The organism is Gordonia sp. NPDC003422, assembly GCF_053588675.1.
This window is the reverse complement of record NZ_JBSFQL010000003.1, coordinates 206,287-226,895: the sequence shown is the minus strand read 5'-3', so window position 1 is coordinate 226,895 and position 20,609 is coordinate 206,287. Positions and strand designations below refer to the sequence as shown.

Annotated in this window: 12 protein-coding genes; 3 read left to right on the top strand and 9 right to left on the bottom strand. The window is 67.7% G+C overall.

Annotated elements, in window-relative coordinates:
- Positions 1-7: 7 nt before the first annotated feature.
- From ACWDTF_RS04475 to alaS, 3 genes are read right to left on the bottom strand one after another with little or no spacing between them, the layout of a single operon-like run.
- A complete protein-coding gene (locus ACWDTF_RS04475; RefSeq protein ID WP_449754006.1) occupies positions 8-1,912 on the bottom strand; it encodes an endolytic transglycosylase MltG in 1,905 nt (634 codons plus the stop codon).
- A 19-nt stretch (positions 1,913-1,931) separates the two neighbouring features.
- Positions 1,932-2,363: a Holliday junction resolvase RuvX gene (gene ruvX, locus ACWDTF_RS04470; RefSeq protein WP_240858503.1), complete on the bottom strand. Its 432-nt coding sequence runs from the start codon at positions 2,361-2,363 to the stop codon at positions 1,932-1,934.
- On the bottom strand, positions 2,360-5,038 hold the full coding sequence (alaS, locus tag ACWDTF_RS04465) for an alanine--tRNA ligase (RefSeq protein WP_240858518.1): 2,679 nt from the start codon (positions 5,036-5,038) through the stop codon (positions 2,360-2,362). Before alaS ends, ruvX begins: the two co-directional genes overlap by 4 nt.
- 283 nt (positions 5,039-5,321) lie before the next feature.
- Here alaS and ACWDTF_RS04460 point away from each other — a divergent pair, with 283 nt between their 5' ends.
- Positions 5,322-5,813: a hypothetical protein gene (locus ACWDTF_RS04460; protein ID WP_355275181.1), complete on the top strand. Its 492-nt coding sequence runs from the start codon at positions 5,322-5,324 to the stop codon at positions 5,811-5,813.
- A gap of 12 nt (positions 5,814-5,825) precedes the next feature.
- Here the strand turns inward: ACWDTF_RS04460 and ACWDTF_RS04455 are convergent, their stop codons facing one another.
- The 6 genes from ACWDTF_RS04455 to aspS form a co-directional block, all read right to left on the bottom strand.
- The gene (locus ACWDTF_RS04455) at positions 5,826-7,199 is read right to left on the bottom strand and encodes a replication-associated recombination protein A (protein WP_355275179.1); all 1,374 of its coding nucleotides are present in this window, start codon (positions 7,197-7,199) and stop codon (positions 5,826-5,828) included.
- Positions 7,200-7,210: 11 nt separating this feature from the next.
- Positions 7,211-8,350: a phosphotransferase gene (locus ACWDTF_RS04450; RefSeq protein WP_240858548.1), complete on the bottom strand. Its 1,140-nt coding sequence runs from the start codon at positions 8,348-8,350 to the stop codon at positions 7,211-7,213.
- Positions 8,351-8,501: 151 nt separating this feature from the next.
- A complete protein-coding gene (locus tag ACWDTF_RS04445; RefSeq protein WP_240858550.1) occupies positions 8,502-9,419 on the bottom strand; it encodes a transglutaminase family protein in 918 nt (305 codons plus the stop codon).
- Positions 9,416-12,127, bottom strand: a complete 2,712-nt coding sequence (locus ACWDTF_RS04440; RefSeq protein WP_355275214.1) for a circularly permuted type 2 ATP-grasp protein — start codon at positions 12,125-12,127, stop codon at positions 9,416-9,418. The genes ACWDTF_RS04445 and ACWDTF_RS04440 overlap by 4 nt, the downstream gene beginning before the upstream one ends.
- Before the next feature lie 26 nt (positions 12,128-12,153).
- A complete protein-coding gene (locus tag ACWDTF_RS04435; RefSeq protein ID WP_355275176.1) occupies positions 12,154-15,621 on the bottom strand; it encodes a transglutaminase family protein in 3,468 nt (1,155 codons plus the stop codon).
- A 143-nt stretch (positions 15,622-15,764) separates the two neighbouring features.
- A complete protein-coding gene (gene aspS, locus ACWDTF_RS04430; protein ID WP_240858556.1) occupies positions 15,765-17,609 on the bottom strand; it encodes an aspartate--tRNA ligase in 1,845 nt (614 codons plus the stop codon).
- A 196-nt stretch (positions 17,610-17,805) separates the two neighbouring features.
- Here aspS and ypfJ point away from each other — a divergent pair, with 196 nt between their 5' ends.
- Both ypfJ and ACWDTF_RS04420 read left to right on the top strand, forming a co-directional pair.
- Positions 17,806-18,669 (top strand): KPN_02809 family neutral zinc metallopeptidase, encoded by an 864-nt coding sequence (ypfJ, locus tag ACWDTF_RS04425; RefSeq protein ID WP_355275174.1) that lies wholly within the window; start codon positions 17,806-17,808, stop codon positions 18,667-18,669.
- A 5-nt stretch (positions 18,670-18,674) separates the two neighbouring features.
- The gene (locus ACWDTF_RS04420; protein WP_449754018.1) at positions 18,675-20,333 is read left to right on the top strand and encodes a DUF885 domain-containing protein; all 1,659 of its coding nucleotides are present in this window, start codon (positions 18,675-18,677) and stop codon (positions 20,331-20,333) included.
- Positions 20,334-20,609 lie beyond the last annotated feature (276 nt).

The window sequence follows — 20,609 nt, the reverse complement described above, 5'->3', positions numbered from 1 at the left end:
CGTCCGGTCAGTTGCACGTGATGAAACCGTTCGCGCAAGCGCGACCGATGTTGCGGCGATGCTGGTTGAAGTCCGCGGTGAACAGCGTGGTGCCGTTGGAATCGATGGTCACGAAGTAGAGCCAGTTTCCTTGTGCCGGACGCTCCATCGCCTCGAGCGCCTGCTCATCCACCGCGCCGATCGGCGTCGGCGGCAATCCCTTGTGCACGTAGGTGTTCCACGGCGTGTCGCCCTTGAGAACGTCGCTGTGCACATTCAGATCGGTGACCTTGGCCGCATAGTTGGCGGTCGAGTCGAACTGCAGCCGTTGGCCTTTGTCGAGGCGGTTGATGATGACGCGGGCGACCTTGGCGTAGTCGTCGGGCTGACTCACCTCACCCTGCACCAAGGACGCGGCGATCAGCGTGTCGTACGGCGAGAGGCCGGATTGGATCTGCCCCGGCAGACCCCACTGGGCGAACTGACGGGCGCTCTGCGTGATCATGTCGTGCAGGATCTGGAGCGCGGAATGAGACGGGTCGATCCGCTCCCAGGCGATCGGCACGATCAGACCCTCGATCCGCCGATGGTCGCCGGTGAGTGCGTTCACCGGTTCACGGGCCCAACTCGGCACGCCGAGGGCTTCCGGAGATGCGGTCGCCGCGGTCTGCTCGAGTTCCTCGACGGTCACACCCTCTTGCACTCCGTTGACCGTGACACCCGTTGCGGTGGCGATCATCTGGAAGATGCCCGGCGTCACCATGCCGTCGGCGCGGGTCTTCGTATCGAGTTGCCGGCCGGCGGGAATCACCACACGGCCGACCCGGTTCTGGGTGCCGTCGGTCAGCATGTCGACGGCGGTGGCGGCCGGGATCTCGGTGCGCAGCTTGTAGATTCCGCCCGAGATTGCTTGTCCGTCGGCGGCTTTCGTAAAAGCACGGACACTCCCGACAACATTCTTGTCGACGAGGATTTCTCCGAAGTCCTGCAGCGTCGAGTTGTCCGGGATGTCGACGATGACGTCCGCCGTGCCGGCCGCATTGGTGTAGTCCTTGCGCGAATCGAGCAGCCCGAAGCTGCGCGCTCCGACATAGCCCACGCCGATCACCAGGACCAGCATGCAGGCGAGCGCGAGAGCGATCACCACACGCCGACGCTTCCGCTTGCCCCGCCGACGCGGACGCCCTGCGAGCAACGTGTCGGCCTCTGCGACATCGAGATCAGCGGCGTCGAGATCAGCAGCGTCGGGTGTGGCGGCGTCGAACGTGTGAGTTGCGTGCGGATCTGCGTCCACATCGTCATGTCCGAAGTACTCGGTGTCATGTCCGAAGTACTCGGTGTCGAGCAGATCGGTGTCGTGCAGGTCGAGGTCATGCAGGTCGGTGTCGGTGACGTCGGCATAGACAGCACCGTTGCGAGGACCCGTCACGGTACGGGCGTGTGTGGCATCCACCTGTTCGGTGTCGGCGGCGACAACGTCTTCGGTACGCGGTTCGACAAGCGGCCGCGACCGCTCGCGCATGCTCGTCGTCTCCGGCGTCGCGATCCGGCCGGTTTCGGCGACGGGCACAACCGTGGGGCGGTTGTCGACCGGCCGGGTTTCGACAGTCTGGGTGTCGGCGGGCTGTGCCTGGGTGTCGAGCTGATCTGTGACCGCACTCGGCTCACGATCTCGACGCGGTTCGGGAGCGGACGGCTCGGCGGGAACGGGCGGCTCGACCGTCGGCGGCCGCGGCGGAATCCGCTGCGGCATGGCCCGCTCGGTGGGCCGTACCACCGGCACCGGACCGGTGGTGGCAGAGCCTCGCCTGCGCCGATGGCGCGTGTGGGACGTCCCGGCCGCCGGCTGGGTGAAATACCGCATCCGTTCGAGGTCCACGCCCTCCTGGTCGGCATGCTCGCGGTGTCGGCTGCGACGCCGCTCTTCGCTCACCGGATGGTCCCTCCCCCGATCATCGTCGCGCATCCAACCACCCCTGCAGAATAGCGACCGCCGCAGCCTGGTCAATCACCGCGCGAGACGATTTCGCATTTCGGCCGCTGGCCCGCATGGCCTGATGTGCGGTGACCGTGGTCAGCCGCTCATCGTGATATTCGACGCCGACCGGCGCGATACGGGCCGCGAGCCGGTCACCGAAGTCCTGTGCGGCGACGGCCGCGGCGCCGGTCTCGTTGCGCAGGGTCTTCGGCAGCCCGACCACCACCCCGACCGCCTCGTACTCGCCTGCCAACGCCGCTATCCGTGCCACATCTGCATCGCCGTCCGGGGTCCGCGCCACCGTCTCCACCGGGGTGGCCAGGATGCCGTCCGGGTCACACACGGCGACACCGATGCGGACGCTGCCCACATCGACGCCCAGGCGACGTCCGCGAGTCAAGGTCATCGGGCGATGAGCTCCCGCACCCGGGCAATGGCGGCGTCGATACCGCCCGGCTCGGTTCCGGAGCCCTGCGCGAGATCGGGCTTACCGCCGCCCCGTCCGCCGACCAGGGGCGCCGTCTCCCGCACCAGGTCGCCGGCCTTGATGCCCTTCTCGCGCGCGCCGGCCGTGGTCGCGATCGCGAACGGCACCTTGGCCGCAGCGGCGTCACCGTCGCCCGTCGCGGAGAACAGTGCGATCACCGCAGCACGATCACCGATCCGACCACGCAGATCCGTCGCGATGGTGCGCAATCCGTTGGCGTCGAGCCCATCCGGCAGCCGACCGCCCACCAGCAGCGTCGAACCGAGCGTCTCAGCGGTGTCGAGGAGTCCACCCGCCGCCGATCGTGCCGCCTCGGCACGAACCTTCTCGAGTTGCTTCTCCGCGTCCCGCAATCGGGTGACGAGTTGTTCGACCCGGCCCGGCACCTCCTCCGACGGCACCTTCAGCGACGACGCGAGGCCGGCGAGCAGGGCGCGTTCCTTGGACAGGAACCGGAACGAGTCCATGCCGACATAGGCTTCGACGCGGCGCACACCCGAACCGATCGACGACTCGCCGATCAGGGTCACCGGACCGATCTGCGCGGAGCTCGCGACATGGGTGCCACCACAGAGCTCCATCGAGAACGGACCGCCGATCTCGACCACACGCACCACATCGCCGTAGTTCTCGCCGAACAGTGCGAGCGCGCCCATCGCCTTGGCCTCGTCGAGGCCGGTCTCGAAGGTGTGCACCGGATGGTTGGCCTCCACTGCGGCGTTGGAGATCTCCTCGATCTCACGCTTCTGACTCTCGGACAGCGGCGACGCCTGGTGAAAGTCGAAGCGCAGGTAGCCCGGACGATTGAGCGAACCGGCCTGGGTGGCCCCGGGACCGAGTACTTGACGCAGGGCGGCATGCACCATGTGCGTGCCGGAATGGCCCTGTGTCGCACCGTGCCGCCAGTGCGCGTCGACAGCGGCGATGACCTCGTCGCCGACGGCGACCTCGCCCTCCTCGACGACCACCTTGTGCAGCCACACCGACTTGCCGAGCTTCTGCACGTCCTTGACGCTCAGCCGTACTCCGGAGCCCGTCGTGATGGTGCCGATGTCGGCGATCTGACCACCCGATTCGGCGTAGAGCGGAGTGCGGTCGAGGATGACCGTCAATTCCTGGCCCGGGGTCGCGACGGGCACCGTGACACCGTCCGAGACGAGGCCGAGAACCTTTGCCTCCGAGATCAATTCGTCGAAGCCGGTGAACTCGGTGGGTCCGCGGTCGAGGAACTCTCGGTACACGGCCGCGTCGGCGTGGCCGGTCTTGCGGGCGGTCGCGTCGGCCTTCGCGCGCTGCTTCTGCTCGGCCATGAGGTCGGTGAACCCGGCCTCGTCCACGTCGAGACCGGCCTCCGACGCCATCTCGAGCGTCAGGTCGATGGGGAATCCATAGGTGTCGTGCAGCGTGAACGCATCGCTGCCGCTGATCGTGGCCTTCTTGGCGGCCTTGGTGGCCGCCGCCGCGTCGGCGAAGAGTTTGGAGCCGGCCGCGAGAGTCTTGCCGAAGGTGTTCTCCTCACCCACCGCGACGTTCACGATGTGGTCACGCTGCGCGGCCAGTTCCGGGTACGACGGCGACATGAGCTCGATTGCCGCGCCGATGAACGCACCCATGGTGGGCTGGTCTGCCCCCAGAAGTCGGGCCGATCGCACGACGCGACGCAACAACCGCCGGAGAACGTAGCCGCGCCCGTCGTTGCCGGGCAGCACTCCGTCGCCGATGAGCATCGCCGCGGTCCGCGTGTGGTCGGCGATGACCCGGAACTTCACGTCATCATCGTGCTGTTTGCCGTAGGCGCGACCGGTCACCTCGGCGGCCAGGTCGATGATCGGTTTGAGCAGATCGGTCTCGTAGACGTTGTCGACGCCTTGCAGCAGGCACGCGACGCGTTCGATACCCATGCCGGTGTCGATGTTCTTCTTCGGCAGCGGGCCGAGGATCTCGTAGTCCTCCTTGCCGCCGCCTGCCCCGCGCTCGTTCTGCATGAACACGAGATTCCAGATCTCGATGTAGCGATCCTCGTCGGCCTCGGGACCACCCTCGACACCGTATTCGGGGCCGCGGTCGTAGAAGATCTCCGAACACGGACCGCACGGGCCGGGTACGCCCATCGACCAGTAGTTGTCCTTCATCCCGCGACGCTGGATCCGCTCGGCGGGCACACCGATCTCGTCACGCCAGATGGCCTCGGCCTCGTCGTCGTCGAGATAGACGGTCGGCCAGAGCTTCTCGGGGTCGATGCCGTAGCCGCCGTTCTCGACGCTGCCGGTCAGCAGGGTCCAGGCGAAGGTGATCGCCTCTCGTTTGAAGTAGTCACCGAACGAGAAGTTGCCGGCCATCTGGAAGAAGGTGTTGTGCCGGGTGGTGATGCCGACCTCGTCGATGTCGAGGGTGCGCACACACTTCTGCACGCTGGTGGCGCGGTCGAACGGCGGTGTCTGCTCGCCGAGGAAGTACGGCTTGAAGGGCACCATTCCGGCGTTCACGAACAGCAGGTTGGGATCGTCGAGCAGCAGCGATGCGCTCGGCACCTCGGTGTGACCGGCCTTGATGAAGTGATCCAGGAATCGCTTGCGGATGTCATGCGTCTGCACTGGGTTGTCTTCCTCGATCGGTGTGGTGCGTGTGGTCTCGTCGTCGGCTCGCCGGCTCGTTCACCAGCTTGAACACTTGATGTCGAACATGCATGCGGGCCGGGAACTGCGACTCACCAGAGTACCGCCACGCCGTCGATCCACCCACGACGCACCCGGCGTCGGCGCGGTCGACGTGGGCGTGACCGCCAACTTCGCGGCAAATCCCGTAAACGCTCGGCGAGGTACAGCGATACGGTTAGCAGAGCTAATAAGTCTCGTAGGCCGCAACGATAGGACTGCCATGACCCAGCGCAAACGACTTCTCACGTCCGTTCTCGCCGTTCTGTTCACCGTGACCGTCTCCGCACTCGGAGTCGGCGCCGCCACCGCCAAGACCTATTCGATGCCAAGCCCGCGCACGCTCTGGCAATACTCCACCAACCGCTGCAACGCACTGAGCCCCAACATCGTCGACAACACCTACTCCGGTGGCATCTCCACCACGCAGAACCTGCGTAATCGTGGAGTGATCGACATCTCCGTGACCGCCAGCCAGAGCTTCTGGGGGTACAACAACCGAGTCGCCCTGCGCTGGGACAACCTGAACACGCACCGGTCGGGCGTCCTGCGGACGTCCATGCGCACCACCGGGGCGTCCGGTGGTTCGATCCACGACTTCCGAAGAGTACGCACCGGCGCCGGCAAGGTGCGTATCGCACTGGCGCCCGTGAACCACGGCGCGTTCCTGACGCTGTCCGGCGGCAACTGCTCGGACGTCTTCATCGTGAGGTAACCGACCGGAGGCTCAGCGCCGCTTCGAGACACGCCGGATGATCGAGCGCAACTTCACCAACCGCGGACCGAGTTCACGCTCGAACCCGTGATCGGTTGGCCGGTAGTAGTCGATGCCGACGAGATCGTCGGGCGGATATTGCTGTGCCAGCACCCCATCGGGATCGTCGTGCGGATACCGATACCCGACCCCGCTGCCCATCTTGGTGGCGCCCGGGTAATGACTGTCGCGCAGGTGCGCAGGGACCGCGCCCGCCTTGCCGGCCTCGACGTCGGCAAGCGCGGCACCGATCGCGGACACGACCGCACCGGATTTGGGGGCCGTCGCGAGGTGAATGGTCGCCTGGGACAGCGCCAGTTTCGCCTCCGGCATCCCGACCAGCGCAACCACCTGGGCGGCCGCGACCGCGGTCTGCAGCGCGGTCGGATCGGCCATCCCGATGTCCTCGCTGGCGTGGATCATGAGCCGACGCGCGATGAATCTCGGGTCTTCGCCGGCCGCGATCATCCGGGCCAGGTAGTGCAGCGCCGCGTCGACATCCGATCCGCGAATCGACTTGATGAACGCACTCGTGACGTCGTAGTGCTGATCGCCGTCGCGGTCGTAGCGCACCGCGGCGCGGTCGATCGCGGCCTCGACGTCGGGCAGGTCGATGACGGCGGTTGCATCGCCCTCGGTCGACAGTTCGGCACCGTCCGCGCTCGCCTCGAGCGCCGTGAGCGCACGACGCGCGTCGCCCCCGGACACCGCGACCAGATGGTCATAGGCCGCGTCGGTCAGCTCGAATCGGCCGTCGAGCCCGCGCGGATCGGCGACAGCTCGCGCCAGGACCTCACGGACGTCGTCATCGGAGAGCGACCGCAGTTGCAGCACCAGCGACCGGGAAAGTAGCGGCGCGACGACCGAGAACGACGGGTTCTCCGTGGTCGCGGCCACGAGGAGCACGATCCGGTTCTCCACGGCGTCGAGCAGTGCGTCCTGCTGTGTCTTGGAGAATCGATGGACCTCGTCGATGAACAGCACCGTCTGCTGACCGTCGATCAGCCGCCGACGCGCGATGTCGATCACGCCGCGCACCTCTTTGACACCGGCGGACAGCGCCGACAACGCCTCGAAACGCCCTCCCGTCGCACGCGAGATCAGCGAGGCCATGGTGGTCTTACCGGTGCCGGGTGGTCCATACAACAGGACCGACGCCGCACCGGAACCGCTGATCAGACGCCGCAGCGGCGACCCGGGGCCCAGAAGGTGCTGCTGCCCGACGATCTCGTCCAGCGATTGCGGCCGCATCCGCACCGCCAGCGGGGCCGACGGTGAAACGACTCCTGGTTGCGCCGTCGCGCTGCCGTCCGCGGCGTCACCGGGCGGATCGAACAGTCCGTCCATGGCGGGTCCCGTCAGGACAGCCAGGTGCGCTGCAACGCAGACCCCACCGCCACGGAGAACGCCGCGATGGCCTCATCGCCGCCGCGTCCCGCTGCCGCGGCGAGGTCGGTCCATCGCGCGACGATGACGCGCGGGTCGTTGGTGTGCAGGGCCCAGTCGTGGGCGTAGCCGGGATCGGAGATCGACACCTCACCGGGCAGCATCCACACCGTGGACAGCCAGACCCAGAGCAGCCGGGCGATCAGCACCTTGTGCTGCATCTCGCGTTCGTGGCCCAGCGCAGGCCAGATGCCCATGACCTCCGACCGCCACGCGTCCACCATCGACACCTCGAGATCGGTGGCCCGGGCGACGCCGCTGGGCCCGAGCTGGGCGGTGAAGGTGACCAGTGCGTACGCGATGTCGAGCGTCGAGTCGCGGAAGCCACCCCACTCGTAGTCCATGAACTGCACGCCATCCTCGTTGAGCAGGATGTTCTCCGGACCGACATCCGACGGGCTGAAGGCACGGTGGTCGCCCTCGTCGAACAGGTCAGACGCACTGCGCAACGCTGCGACGACCGGGTCGGGCAAGTCGACGTCGATCAGCGCGGTGTCGCGGCCGACCTCGGACACGGCACGACGTGCGGTGTCTCGGACGATGTCGTGCTTGTCGGCGCCGGACGGTCCGCGACGCAGCAGGGCCAAGAAGTCGCCCTCACCGCCGACCGTCGCCGCGTGCATGCGGCCCAGCGCCTGACCCCACGCGCTCACCGCGCGAGACGTCTCGACCGGATCGACGCCCGAGAGCAGGCTCGTCATCGACTTGCCATGGCCCAGATCGGACAGCACCATCAGCCGGATGTCGGAATCGGAGGCGATGAGTTGCGGGCCCGGGCGGGATTCGTTGGGCAGCGCGGTGGCGTACTTGTAGGACGCGATCTCCCGGTGGAAGGCGTGCGGATCCTCGTGTTCGGGGAGCGCCTTGATGACCAGGGAACGGTCGAGGGAAAGCGGGTTCTGGGCCACTCGAACCCGAACCACCGTGGTTCGCCCGCTGCCGCCGAGATCCTCGGGATCGTCGAGTACAACCGCTGATCCGGCGCGATGTGACAGCAGCGCCTCTGCCGCCCGCACCACGCTCATGATGCGGCTTTCTGTTAGGACCGTCATGTCGCCTTCCAACCTACCCAATCGGTCCGACGGACGTCACGACTGTTGTCCCAACTGCAATATGGTTGCCGGTGGTAAAGCCCGGTCGGCACCGGAACCGCAACGCGCACAAAGCCGGTCATGTCCGTCGAACGATCGACAACCGCGCTGATCACCGGCTCTCGCCGAGTTCGACCACCCCTGCAGGGTCGTCCTGCGAAAGGGGGCTGACGTCGACGGAGACGTCGATTCGACTCTTCTTGGACTCGGTGTAGATGACACCGCGCAGGGGCGGCACATCGTCGTAGTCACGTCCCCACGCGAGGGTCACGTGTCGTTCGTCGACCAGCTTGTCGTTGGTCGGATCGAAGGCGATCCAGCGATCGCCGGGCAGCCACACGGCAGCCCACGCGTGACTCGCGTCGGCACCGAAGATGCGTTCGCGTCCCGGCGGCGGATCGGTGGCCAGGTAACCCGACTCGTACCGCGCGGCGAGGCCCACCGATCGCAGACAGGCGATGGCCACGCGAGCGAAGTCCTGACAGACGCCCTCGCGCCGTGCCATCACCGTGTCGACCTTGGTGCTGATGGCGGTAGAACCGGACCGGTAGGTGAAGTCGGTGAAGATACGGGTGGTGAGGTCGGTGATCGCCTCGATCAGCGGACGCCCCGGGGTGAACACCGATGCCGCGTAGGCGACCACGGCCGGGCTGATCTCCGGCGGGTCCAGATCCAGGACGAACTCGGCCGCGAGACCTCGCTCGGGACGCGCGGCCTCCCATGGTCCTCGGGCGGCGTCGGACAGCAGCAGCTGCGGATCCACCGGGTCCACGTCGACCAGTGATTCCGCGGTCACCTCCAACGCTCGATGCGGCGATCGGACGTGGAAGTAGGTGTCGTTGTTGCCGTACACGTCGACGCCGGTCGAGCGGTCGTCGGGCTCCGGATCGATCTTCACGCTGCTGGTGTGCACACGCTGATGCGGCAGCTCGCGCGGCGTCAGATAGCAGCGCCCGTACGACGAGGACACCTCGTCGTCGTAGGTGTAGCAGGTTCGGTGCAGTACGCGGTAGCGGCGGGGCGCGGTCACGATTCCCCACCACCCCAGATCGGCTGCGCCTGGCGAGGCGGCGCGAAGCGCGTCCGCGTCAGCAACTCGGACAGCTCCTTGGCACCGTCGCGCAGTGTCGTCATGAGCTCGACGAGATCGCCACGACGCCGCGCGGTGTCGACGTGCACCAGGTCGGCCGGGTCGCTGCGGCGCAATCCGGCGATCATCTCCTCCACCGACCGCTCACAGCCCGCCGAACGCAGGGTTTCGGGCACACCGGCCAGATCGCGTCGAATCCGGTCGAGCTGGTAGATCATCGACCGGGGGTTGGTCTCGTCGAACAGCAACAACTCGGCCACCGACGCCAACTGATACATACCGCGATTACGTCGCCGGTAGATCACCGACGACTCGCTCGCGGTGAGATACGACTCGAGCAGTGCCTGTTCGATGTCGATGTCGCGGGCCTGTCCGAACATTGCGACGGTCAGATCGGCGAGGGTGATGACACGCTCGATGCGCCGGCCGACGTCCATGAACATCCAGCCGGCGTCGTGCACCATCGACTCCGACTGCAGACCCGACAGCGCCAGCACGCCGTGCAGGATCTCCTCGTGGGTGCGGGCGAGGTCCGGGCCGAGATCGAGTGCGGCGTCGCCGAGAATGCCGCCCGGGGCGGTCGGCTCCGAGCGGGCACGCGTGACCTGACGCGTCAACGCCTCGACCGCCCGCTCCACCGGTGTGAGCACCATCCACGTGCTCGTCGACATCTGGTCGCGGACGGCGCGCACGGTCCCGACCAGCCGGTCCACCGAGTGGGCGACGGTGCCCGGGATCGCCCGGGCGATGGTGAGATCGGCGATCTTCACGATCGCCTCGTTGACCTGCTCCGGCGATGGCGGAGTGTCGGTCCCGGAGCTCAACAGATCCGCGGTTGCCAGGTAGCCGGCAGTGCCGGTCACCGTCGCGACCGCGTGCAGCAGCAGTGGTACGGCGGCGGTTCCGGTCATCCACGGGCGGTACTGGAAGTCCTGATAGCGCTCGCGCGACACCTTGGCCATCCGCGTGACCAGTTCGGTGCGTTCCCCGTACCGGCCGAACCAGAACAGGTCGGCGAGAACGCGCGGGCTCGCGGCGGCGGCCACGTCGGAGTAGCCGATGGCTGCCGGACGGTTGGTGCGGATGACCGCCATTTCCTCGGCCGGTTCGGTCCGCGACTCCGGTCGGCGCGACACGTGCCCACCGACCTCGGCGCTGGTCACCCAGACGTCCTTGGCGGCGACCGCTTGATGAGCGGCACCCGCCACACCGTCGGCGAGTACCGAACCGAGCCCGCCGGGCATCACCGCATAGCTCGGGCCCTGGGCGACGCTGAAGACGCGCAGCGAGACCGGCGCAGCCCGGACCGGGGACCCCGGAGGGCCGGGCAGGATTCCGGGCGTCATGGTCGGTGCCACCGAGTACTGCTCGAGCGCTCGGCCGACCCACTGCCAGGACTCGACGTCCAGGCGGGCGGCGAGGTCCTCCCGGGTGGCGTTGTCGGCATAGGCCCCGATGTGTTCTTCGCCGGTCCGGATGTTGGTGAGCACCAGGCCACCGAGATCGGCGAGCATCTTCGATCGTTCTCGGTCGTCGCCGGCCCAGTACGTGGTCACCGAGCCGAGCGCGAGTTCCTCGTCGATCAGTGCCGGCGCAATCCGCTCGAGCACGGTGTGCAACGCCGGATTCTCGAGCACACCACTGCCGAGCGTGTTGAGGACGGTCACATTTCCGCGGGAGATCGCCTCCACCAGACCGGTGACCCCCAGCCGGGAGTCGGTGCGCAGATCGAGCGGATCGGCGAACGCAGCGTCGAGGCGTCGGAGCAGGACGTCGACCCTCTTGTAGCGACCCATCGACCGCATGTACACGGCGCCGTCCCGGACGGTCAGGTCGGCGCCCTCCACCAGAGGGAAACCCAGCACGGAGGCGAGGTAGGCCTGATCGAAGGCCGTCTCGGACATGCTGCCCGGGCTCAGCACCGCCACGGTCGGGTCGTCCACCCCCGGCGGCGCGTAGTCGAACAGCGCCAACCGCAGGGTGCCCGCGAACGTCGTCATCGGGCGGGGCGCACACGACTGGAACAGCTGCGGATAGGTGCGCGACACCAGCCGGCGGTCGACGATGGCAAAGCCGATGCCCGACGGCGCCTGGGTGCGGTCGCCGTACACCACGAACCGGCCGTCGGAGGTGCGGGCGATGTCGGCAGCATGCATGAACAAGGCGTGCGGACCGGACACCTCGAGTCGGGCGGCCTTCCGGATGTACCCCGGATGACCGAAGACGATCTCCGGGGGGATCAGTCCGGTGCTGATCGTGCGCTGGTCACGGTAGAGATCACGCAGCAGCAGGTCGAGAAGCATCGACCGCTGCGTGAGGGCCTTCTCCAACTCGGCCCACTCGACACCGTCGATGATCAGCGGGACGGCGTCGACCTGCCAGTCGCGGGTGACCGTCTGCCGGCCGTCGAAATCGTTGTAGACGACACCGTCGTCGCTGACCGCGGTCGCCAGACGCGCCGCGGCAACCTGGAGTCGGGAATCTCCGCGCAGCCGATAGCCGGATGCCAGTTCTTCCCACGCGGGTCGCACACCGCCGGTCGGGTCCAGCATCTCGTCGTAGTGCCGGCCGCTCGTGCCCGATGCCGGCGCGCCGAACTGTTCGACGTCGAACAGGGTGCCGCCATCGGTGCGATACCGATCGAACACCCCGGGCGTCTCGCCCGACGAAACAGTCACCGGAGAACTGTACGTGCCCGCCGCAGATCAAGAATCCCGGGGACCCCGAAGTCGGTGGCCAGGCGTGCTTGTCGCTCACGGAGCAGTCCGGTGTCGACGGTGCCCGAGGTGTGTCCCGATGCCTCGAAACGCCCGTTGCGGCGCGATTCCGCCTCGACCGCGTTGACCGGCGGACGGTCGTAGGCGCGACCGCCGGGGTGGATCACGTGGTAGGTCGCGCCACCGATCGACCGGCCGTTGACCGTGTCGACCAGGTCGAAAGTCAACGGGGTGTCGATCGAGATCGTCGGATGCAGGGCACTCGGCGGCTGCCAAGCGCGGAACCGGATGCCCGCGACCCGCTCGCCGGTTCGCCCGGTGGAGCGCAGCGGGATGGGATATCCGTTGCAGGTCAACAGGAATCGGTCGTCCTCGCCACCGAGTACGCGCACCTGCACCCGCTCGATCGAGGAGTCCACGTATCGTGCGGTGCCGCTGCCGGTCGACTCCTCGCCCAGGGTGTTCCACGGCTCGATCGCACCGCGCAGCTCGACCTCCTGGTCGCGGATCTGCACGGTACCCAGCCGGGGGAACCGGAATTCGGTGAAGGGGTCGAGCCACGATGTGTCGAAGGCATAACCCGCGGCACGCAGTTCTTCGGCGACCGCGGCGATGTCGGCGATCACGTAGTGCGGCAGGAGATGTTTGCCGTGCAGGTCGGCGCCGTGCCGGATCAGCCGGCTGCGGTACGGGTTCTCCCAGAACCACGAGACCAGGCTGCGCACCAGCAGCGACTGCACCATCGCCATTTGGTGATGAGGCGGCATCTCGAACGCGCGCAACTCGAGCAATCCGAGTCGGCCACGAGCCGAATCCGGACTGTAGAGCTTGTCGATGCAGAACTCGGCGCGGTGCGTGTTGCCGGTGATGTCGGTGAGCAGGTGACGCAGCGCCCGGTCGGTGACCCACGGATTCGGCGGTGCCTCGGTCTCGCCGCCGAACGCGCCCTTCGCCGACAGCCGGTCGATCTCGGCGAAAGCGATCTCCAGCTCGTAGAGCGACGATTCCCGGCCTTCGTCGGCCCGGGGTGCCTGGGAGGTGGTGCCGACGAACTTGCCCGAGAACAGATAGGACAGCGAGGGGTGCCGCTGCCAGTACGTGAGCATCGAGACGAGCAGATCGGGGCGGCGCAGCATCGGTGAGTCGGCCGGGGTGGTGCCACCCAGGGTGATGTGGTTGCCGCCGCCGGTGCCGCCGTGGCTTCCGTCGAGGTCGAAGGTCTCGGTGCCCAGGCGAGCGTGCCTCGCGTGGTCGTAGAGCGATTCCAGCAACTCCGACTGCTCGGCGAAACTGCTGGTCGGCTGGATGTTGACCTCGATGACACCCGGATCGGGGGTCACGGTGAGACTCGTCAGTCGACCGTCTGCGGGTGGACCGTAGCCCTCGATGACGACCGGCGTGCCGGTGGCCTCGGCCGCCTCCTCGACGATGCCGATGATGGCGAGGAACTCCTCGAGTTCCGAGGTCGGCGGCATGAACACGTGCAACACGTCACCACGCACCTCGGCGACGAGCGCCGTCCGCGGAAGGAACTCCTTCGGGTCGGCCTCGACGACCTTGTGGCCGAGTGCCGCGGCGGGATCGGCAGGTAGATCGTCGGGGCGCGCGGTCGGATCGGCCTCGAAGAATGTCGGGGCCGGCCCCCACGAGAGCGAGTTCAGCGGCAGACGCAGGCCGGCCGGCGACGTGCCGGGGGTCAACACCACACGTCCGCGGCGGGTGGTCCACTTGGCGCTCTGCCATGCGGTTCCGTCCTCCGAACGGCTCAGCGGCAGGAGATATGCGGTGGGCTGATTGACCGCGGCGTCGAGCTTGGCCAGGAGCTCTTCTCGTGCGGCGGTCGAGTCGGCGGGTGGGTCGATGTCCTCGTCGTCCTCCGCCTCCGCTGCGGCCTCGGCCAGTGCGGCCGCACGGGCCGTCTGCACGGTCGGATCGGCGCTGGGCTTGCCCGGTGGCAGGGCGACGAGCTCCCCCATCCGGACAAGTGGGTCCTCGTAGGCGGCGAGCACCTGCTCGGTCGGCAGGCCGAGGGCTTTCGCGAACGCCGTCAGCAGCTTCTGCGCCGGTGTCGCGTCACCGGGCGAATCCGGCGACGGTCCACTGGTCTCCACGTCGATGCTGCGGGCGCAATCCTCGGCGGTCGCCCACGGATCGGCCAGCAGGTCGGGGTTGCGCCAGATCGGCTCGCCGTCCTCGCGCCACATCAACGCGATCTGCCAGCGCGGCAGGGGTTCACCCGGATACCACTTGCCCTGGCTGCGCTGGACGAGTCCGGACGGCGCGTATGCCTCGCGAAGTCGTTCGGACAGCCGCGAGGCCAGCAGGCGCTTGTGCGGACCGTCTGCGGCGGTGGTCCACTCCGGGTCCGTCTGGTTGTCGATCGATACGAACGTCGGTTCGCCGCCCATCGTCAGCCGGACATCCCGGCGTTTCATCAGCGCATCCACCTTGGCGCCGAGTTCCACCACCCGATCCCACTGATCGGGGGTGTAGGGCAAGGTGACCCGCGGATCCTCATGGAACCGGGTGACCGTGTTGGAGAAGTCGAGGGTGGCGTGGCACGGACCGGTCGCACCCGTGATCGGCGCCGCACCGCCCGGATTCGGTGTGGCGGCCAGCGGGATGTGGCCCTCACCGGCGAACAGACCCGACGTCGGATCCATGCCGACCCAACCGGCACCGGGCAGGTACACCTCGGTCCAGGCATGCAGATCGGTGAAGTCCGCGTCGGGACCCGACGGGCCGTCGAGGGATTTGACGTCGGAGGTCAGCTGGACCAGGTATCCCGAGACGAACCGGGCCGCCAGACCGAGCTCACGCAGCAGCGCGACCAGCAGCCAGGCCGAGTCGCGGCACGACCCGATGGCACTCGACAGCGTGAATTCCGGTGTCTGCACACCGGACTCGAGTCGAACGGTGTACCCGACAGCGTCGCGAACCGCCTGGTTGAGGGCGACCAGGAAGTCGATGATGCGGACCTTGCCGACCGGCTTGTGCTCGGCGGCGAACGCGGCTATCGACGGGTGGACGGGGGCCCCGGCGAACTCCCCTTCGGTCACGCCGACGGGCCTCAGGAAGATCTCGAGATCTGCGTGCAAGTCTTCGGGATACTCAAACCCGTAGTGCTCGGCCCAGTCTTCGATGAAGAAGTCGAACGGGTTGATGGCGGTCAGGTCGGCGACCAGACTCACGGTGATGCTCAGCGTCGTCGAGGGGTCCGGGAACACCAGGCGCGCCATGTAATTGCTGAACGCATCCTGCTGCCAGTTGAGGAAGTGATCGCCCGGTTCGACCTTGAGCGAGTAGGCCTCGATGGGCGTGCGCGAATGGGGTGCCGGCCGCAGCCGCACCACATGGGGGTGGATCGTCGTCGGGCGGTCGAATGCGTAGCTCGTCCGATGTTCCAACGCAACCTTGATCGTCACCTGATCGCCTCCCGACTCGAGCCCCGAAACCTACTACCCATGGTCTGAAATCTCATCACACATGAGACGCAGATGCCGAGTGGACAGGGTCCGGCTCGCGGCCGGGTGTACCCAAGATCACCGTCGAAGTCAGGAGCCCGACATCAGGCCGTCGGCTCGGCTCCAGGCGCCTTCTCCCCTGCCGCTGCACGGACCACCGGCTTGGCGTCGATGCCCGACTCCTTGCGCTGCTCCGGCGTGATGGGGGCCGGCGCGTCGGTGAGCGGGTCGACGCCACCGCCGGACTTGGGGAACGCGATCACCTCGCGAATCGACGATTCGCCGGCAAGCAGGGCGGTGATGCGGTCCCAGCCGAAGGCGATGCCGCCGTGCGGCGGCGCGCCGAACGCGAACGCGTCGAGCAGGAAGCCGAACTTCTCCTGCGCCTCGTCGTGGTCGATCCCCATGATCGCGAACACCCGTTCCTGGATGTCGCGACGATGGATACGAATGGAGCCGCCGCCGATCTCGTTGCCGTTGCACACGATGTCGTAGGCGTAGGCCAGCGCAGATCCGGGATCGGTCTCGAGCGCATCCACCGACTCCGGCTTGGGTGCGGTGAACGCGTGGTGCACCGCGGTCCACGCCCCCGAGCCCACCGCGACATCGCCGGATGCGGTGGCGTCGCCGGCCGGCTCGAACAGCGGCGCGTCGACGACCCACGTGAATGCCCAGGCCCCACTGTCCGTATTCGGCCCGCTCGCTTCGCTCCCGGCGCCGGGGATCAACCCCAGACGGGACGCGATCTCGCCGCGCGCGGCACCGAGCAACGCTCGCTGGGCATTGGCGGGGCCCGCTGCGAAGAACACACAGTCACCCGGGGCGGCGCCGACGTGGGCGAGGAGACCGTCGCGCTCCGCGTCGGACAGGTTCTTGGCCACCGGTCCGCCCAACGTGCCGTCCTCCTGCACGAGGACGTAGGCGAGCCCCTTGGCCCCACGTTGCTTGGCCCACTCCTGCCACGCGTCGAGCTGCCGGCGCGGTTGCGAGGCACCACCCGGCATGACGACCGCACCGACGTAGGGGGCCTGGAAGACGCGGAAAGGGGTGTCGGAGAAGAACTCCGTGCACTCGACCAACTCGATGCCGAAGCGGAGATCGGGCTTGTCCGAACCGAATCGGCGCATGGCGTCTGCGTAGGTCATGCGCGGGATGGGTGTGGTGATCTCCACCCCGATCAGCCGCCACAGCGCCACCAGGACGTCTTCGGCCAGCGCGATCACGTCGTCTTGGTCGACGAAGCTCATCTCGATGTCGAGCTGGGTGAACTCGGGTTGGCGGTCGGCGCGGAAGTCCTCGTCGCGGTAGCAGCGCGCGATCTGGAAGTAGCGTTCCATGCCCGCCACCATCAGCAACTGCTTGAACAGCTGCGGGCTCTGTGGCAGGGCGTAGAAAGTGCCGGGTTGCAGACGTGCGGGCACCAGGAAGTCGCGGGCGCCCTCCGGCGTCGACCGCGTCAGGGTGGGGGTCTCGATCTCCACGAAGTCGTGTGCAGCGAGCACGCCACGCGCGGCCGCATTCACCTTGGAGCGCAGACGGATCGCGGCACTGGGCCCCTCCCGGCGCAGATCCAGGTAGCGGTAGCGCAGGCGGGTCTCCTCACCGGGCGTCTCGTCGAGCTGGAACGGCAGCGGCGCCGACTCGTTGAGCACCTCGAGGGAGGCGGCGTTGATCTCGATCTCACCCGACGCGAGGTTGGGGTTCTCGCTGCCGTCGGGCCGCACCTCGACGACGCCGGTCACCGCGACACAGAACTCCGCACGCAGCCGGTGCGCCGCGGCGGCCACCGCCTCGTCGCGGAACACCACCTGCACGAGTCCGGTGGAATCGCGCAGATCGATGAACACCACACCGCCGTGGTCTCGACGCCGCGCCACCCAGCCGGCGACGGTGACGGTCTGCGTCGCGTCGGCGCGACGAAGCGAACCTGCGGAATGCGTGCGAAGCACTGAAGGGTCCTTCCCCAGAGAGATCAAAGCGGGCGCGGCGGCGCACGACACTCGTGCACCTGACCGGTAGTCCATGGTGCCCCATCCCCGCAGGCACGCCACACCCGGCCACCGGAAACGACGCTCGCCGCGGCGCGGGGAATCGGCGTCGCGACAATCTCCGGGGAAACCGAGTCGCACGTGCCAGAATCAGGAGGTGACCTTCCAAGGCAGTGGATCGATCGAGGGTGCCGACGTCTCCGGTGGCGGAGGTGGCGGCGGCGGTGGGCGCATCGCACTCGGCGGCGGCGCCGGCCTGATCATCACAATCGTCGCCCTGCTGTTCGGGGTGAACCCCGGACAGATCCTGGGCAACTCGACCAACGACCAGAGTTCGACCACGTCGTCGCAGACCGCGATCGATCAGCATCTGGCCTCCTGCACCTACGAGATGGCCAATCAGGGGGACGCGATCTGCCGGATCAAGGCGACCGCGGCCAGCCTCAACGTCGTGTGGCCGAACCTGATGGACGGCTACACCGCCCCGCGCACCAAGGTCTTCTCGGGCTCGGTGAACACCGGCTGCGGTGCCGCGACGTCGGCCACCGGTCCGTTCTACTGCCCGGCCGACCAGACCGTCTACGTCGATCCGACCTTCTTCGACGATGTTCTCGTCGGTCAACTCGGTGGCAGCAACGACGCCCTGTCCCAGGAATACGTGATCGCCCACGAGTTCGGACATCACGTCGAGAACCTGACCGGCGTGCTGACAAAGGGACAGCGGATGGGCAACAACGGGTCGGTACGCATCGAATTGCAGGCCGACTGTCTGGCCGGGGTCTGGGCCAACCACGCCGACGATGGCAGCGGAGATGCCTTGCTCAAGCCACTCACTCCGGCCGACATCCAGCGTGTCGGGCAGACCGCCAAGGCCATCGGCGACGATTCCATCCAGGGAGCCAACTCCAACCGAGAGGGCTGGACCCACGGGTCCGCCGAGCAACGGTCCCGCTGGTTCGGAATCGGTTACCAGTCCGGTGACCCACGCAAATGTGACACCTTCGCCACCAACGACCTGTGACGACGATCCCGGCTCCTGAGGATGCCAGACGCTCACCCACCGCGGTCGACGCCGTCGCCGAACGTCACCTGTACCGGCTGGCCACCCTGGATCCGCTGTTCGCCACCGAGGTCGGCATCGCCGAGCACGATCATCTACTCACCGATTTCTCTGCCGCCGCGCAGGCCGGCCGTCGGGCCGCGGCCGCCGACACCCTCGCAGCGCTGGGCGTGGCCCCGATCGCCGACCATGTCGACGCCGTGACCGTCGCCACGATGCGCGCGACCCTGACACGTGAGATCGCGCTGGCCGACGCCGGCGAGAGCACCGGGGTGTGCAATGTCATCGCGTCGCCGCTGCAGGCGATCCGCGACATCTTCGACCTCATGGCCACCGATACCGAGGAGCAACGCGAGGTGTTCGTCGAGCGCGTCGCAGGGATTCCGGCGTGCCTCGAATCCGTTGTCGACGGTCTCGAACACCGGCGCAGATTCGGGCCGCCGTTGGCCCGCAGACAGGTCGAACGAGTCGCCGAGCAGGCCGTCGGCGCCGCGCGGGCGATTGCCACGAACACGTCGTCGATCGCTGCTGATCCGGCGATGTCGCATTCCCTTCGCCGCGCACTCGACGCAGCCGACGATGCGTTCCACCGGTTTGCCGACCATCTTCGATCCGACGTATTGCACGATGCCCAGGTCGCCGACGGCGTCGGCCGCGACCGGTACCTGCTCCATCTCCCGGTCTATCTCGGCGCCGACATCGACCCGGACGAGGCGTATCACTGGGCGTTCGACCGGCTCGACGCGATCGTCGCCGAACAACGCACCATCGCAGCGGATCTCGTGACGAGCGGCGAGGTCGCCGAGGCGCTCGAGCACCTGGACACCTTGCCGCAGTACCAGATCAACGATCGTCACGCCTTCGTCGCGTGGATGCAGGAGACGTCGGACGCCGCGGTGGCGGGCCTCGCCGGACGTCATGTGGAGATACCCGAACGACTCACTCGGCTCGAATGCCGTCTCGCCCCGTCGGCAACCGGGATCATCTACTACACCCAGCCGACGGCCGACCTGTCACGCCCGGGCCGCATGTGGTGGTCGGTGCCCCCGGGTCAGACGGTCTTCCACACGTGGCGCGAGAAGACGACCGTCTACCACGAGGGTGTGCCCGGCCATCACCTGCAACTGGGTTCGTCGATTGTCGATCCCGATCTGAATTCCTGGCGCAAACTCGCGTCCTTCACCTCGGGCCACGGCGAGGGATGGGCACTCTATGCCGAACGTCTGATGGCCGAACTCGGCTGGCTCGACGATCCGGGCGACCGCATGGGCATGCTCGACGGTCAGCGGTTCCGTGCCGCCCGGGTTGTGGTGGACATCGGCGTGCACTGCGGACTACCGGCTCCCGCGTCGCTCGGCGGCGGTGTCTGGGATGCCGAGAAGGCATGGGTGTTCCTCAACAACTCGGTGGCGATGGACGCCGCGGTGCTCCGGTTCGAACTCGACCGCTACCTCGGGTGGCCCGGCCAGGCCCCGTCCTACGCACTCGGACAGCGGGTGTGGGAACAGGCCCGGACCGACGCACTCGCCGCCCACCCCGACTGGACGCTCAAGGACTTCCACACTCGCGCACTGGTATTGGGCGGCGTGACCCTCGACGTCCTGTCGGCCGAGATGGCCCGCTGACGGCCGCCCCCGGCGTCGTTCCGCCGCTTCGCTCGCACCTCGGCCCCGATCCGTGGAAGGCAGAGCTGAGCCCGAAATTCCGCTGCCTGAGGTGCGACGAGCGCTGGCGAGGAGCCTCGAAGGCCTGGTGACCGTCGCTACTTGGTCACCGAATTGCCCTGTCTCACCAGCCCTTCGAGGCTCTCGACTAGCGCCTCGAGCACCTCAGGGAGCGGAGGTGGGCCGGTCTGCGTCGTTGCGGACATCCTTCGAGACGCTTCCACGGATCCAGGCGCA

Coding starts and splice junctions, on each gene's coding strand:
- ruvX (WP_240858503.1), bottom strand. CDS start 2,363: ATGACCTTGACTCGCGGACGTCGCCTGGGCGTCGATGTGGGCAGCGTC.
- ACWDTF_RS04460 (WP_355275181.1), top strand. CDS start 5,322: ATGACCCAGCGCAAACGACTTCTCACGTCCGTTCTCGCCGTTCTGTTC.
- ACWDTF_RS04455 (WP_355275179.1), bottom strand. CDS start 7,199: ATGGACGGACTGTTCGATCCGCCCGGTGACGCCGCGGACGGCAGCGCG.
- ACWDTF_RS04450 (WP_240858548.1), bottom strand. CDS start 8,350: ATGACGGTCCTAACAGAAAGCCGCATCATGAGCGTGGTGCGGGCGGCA.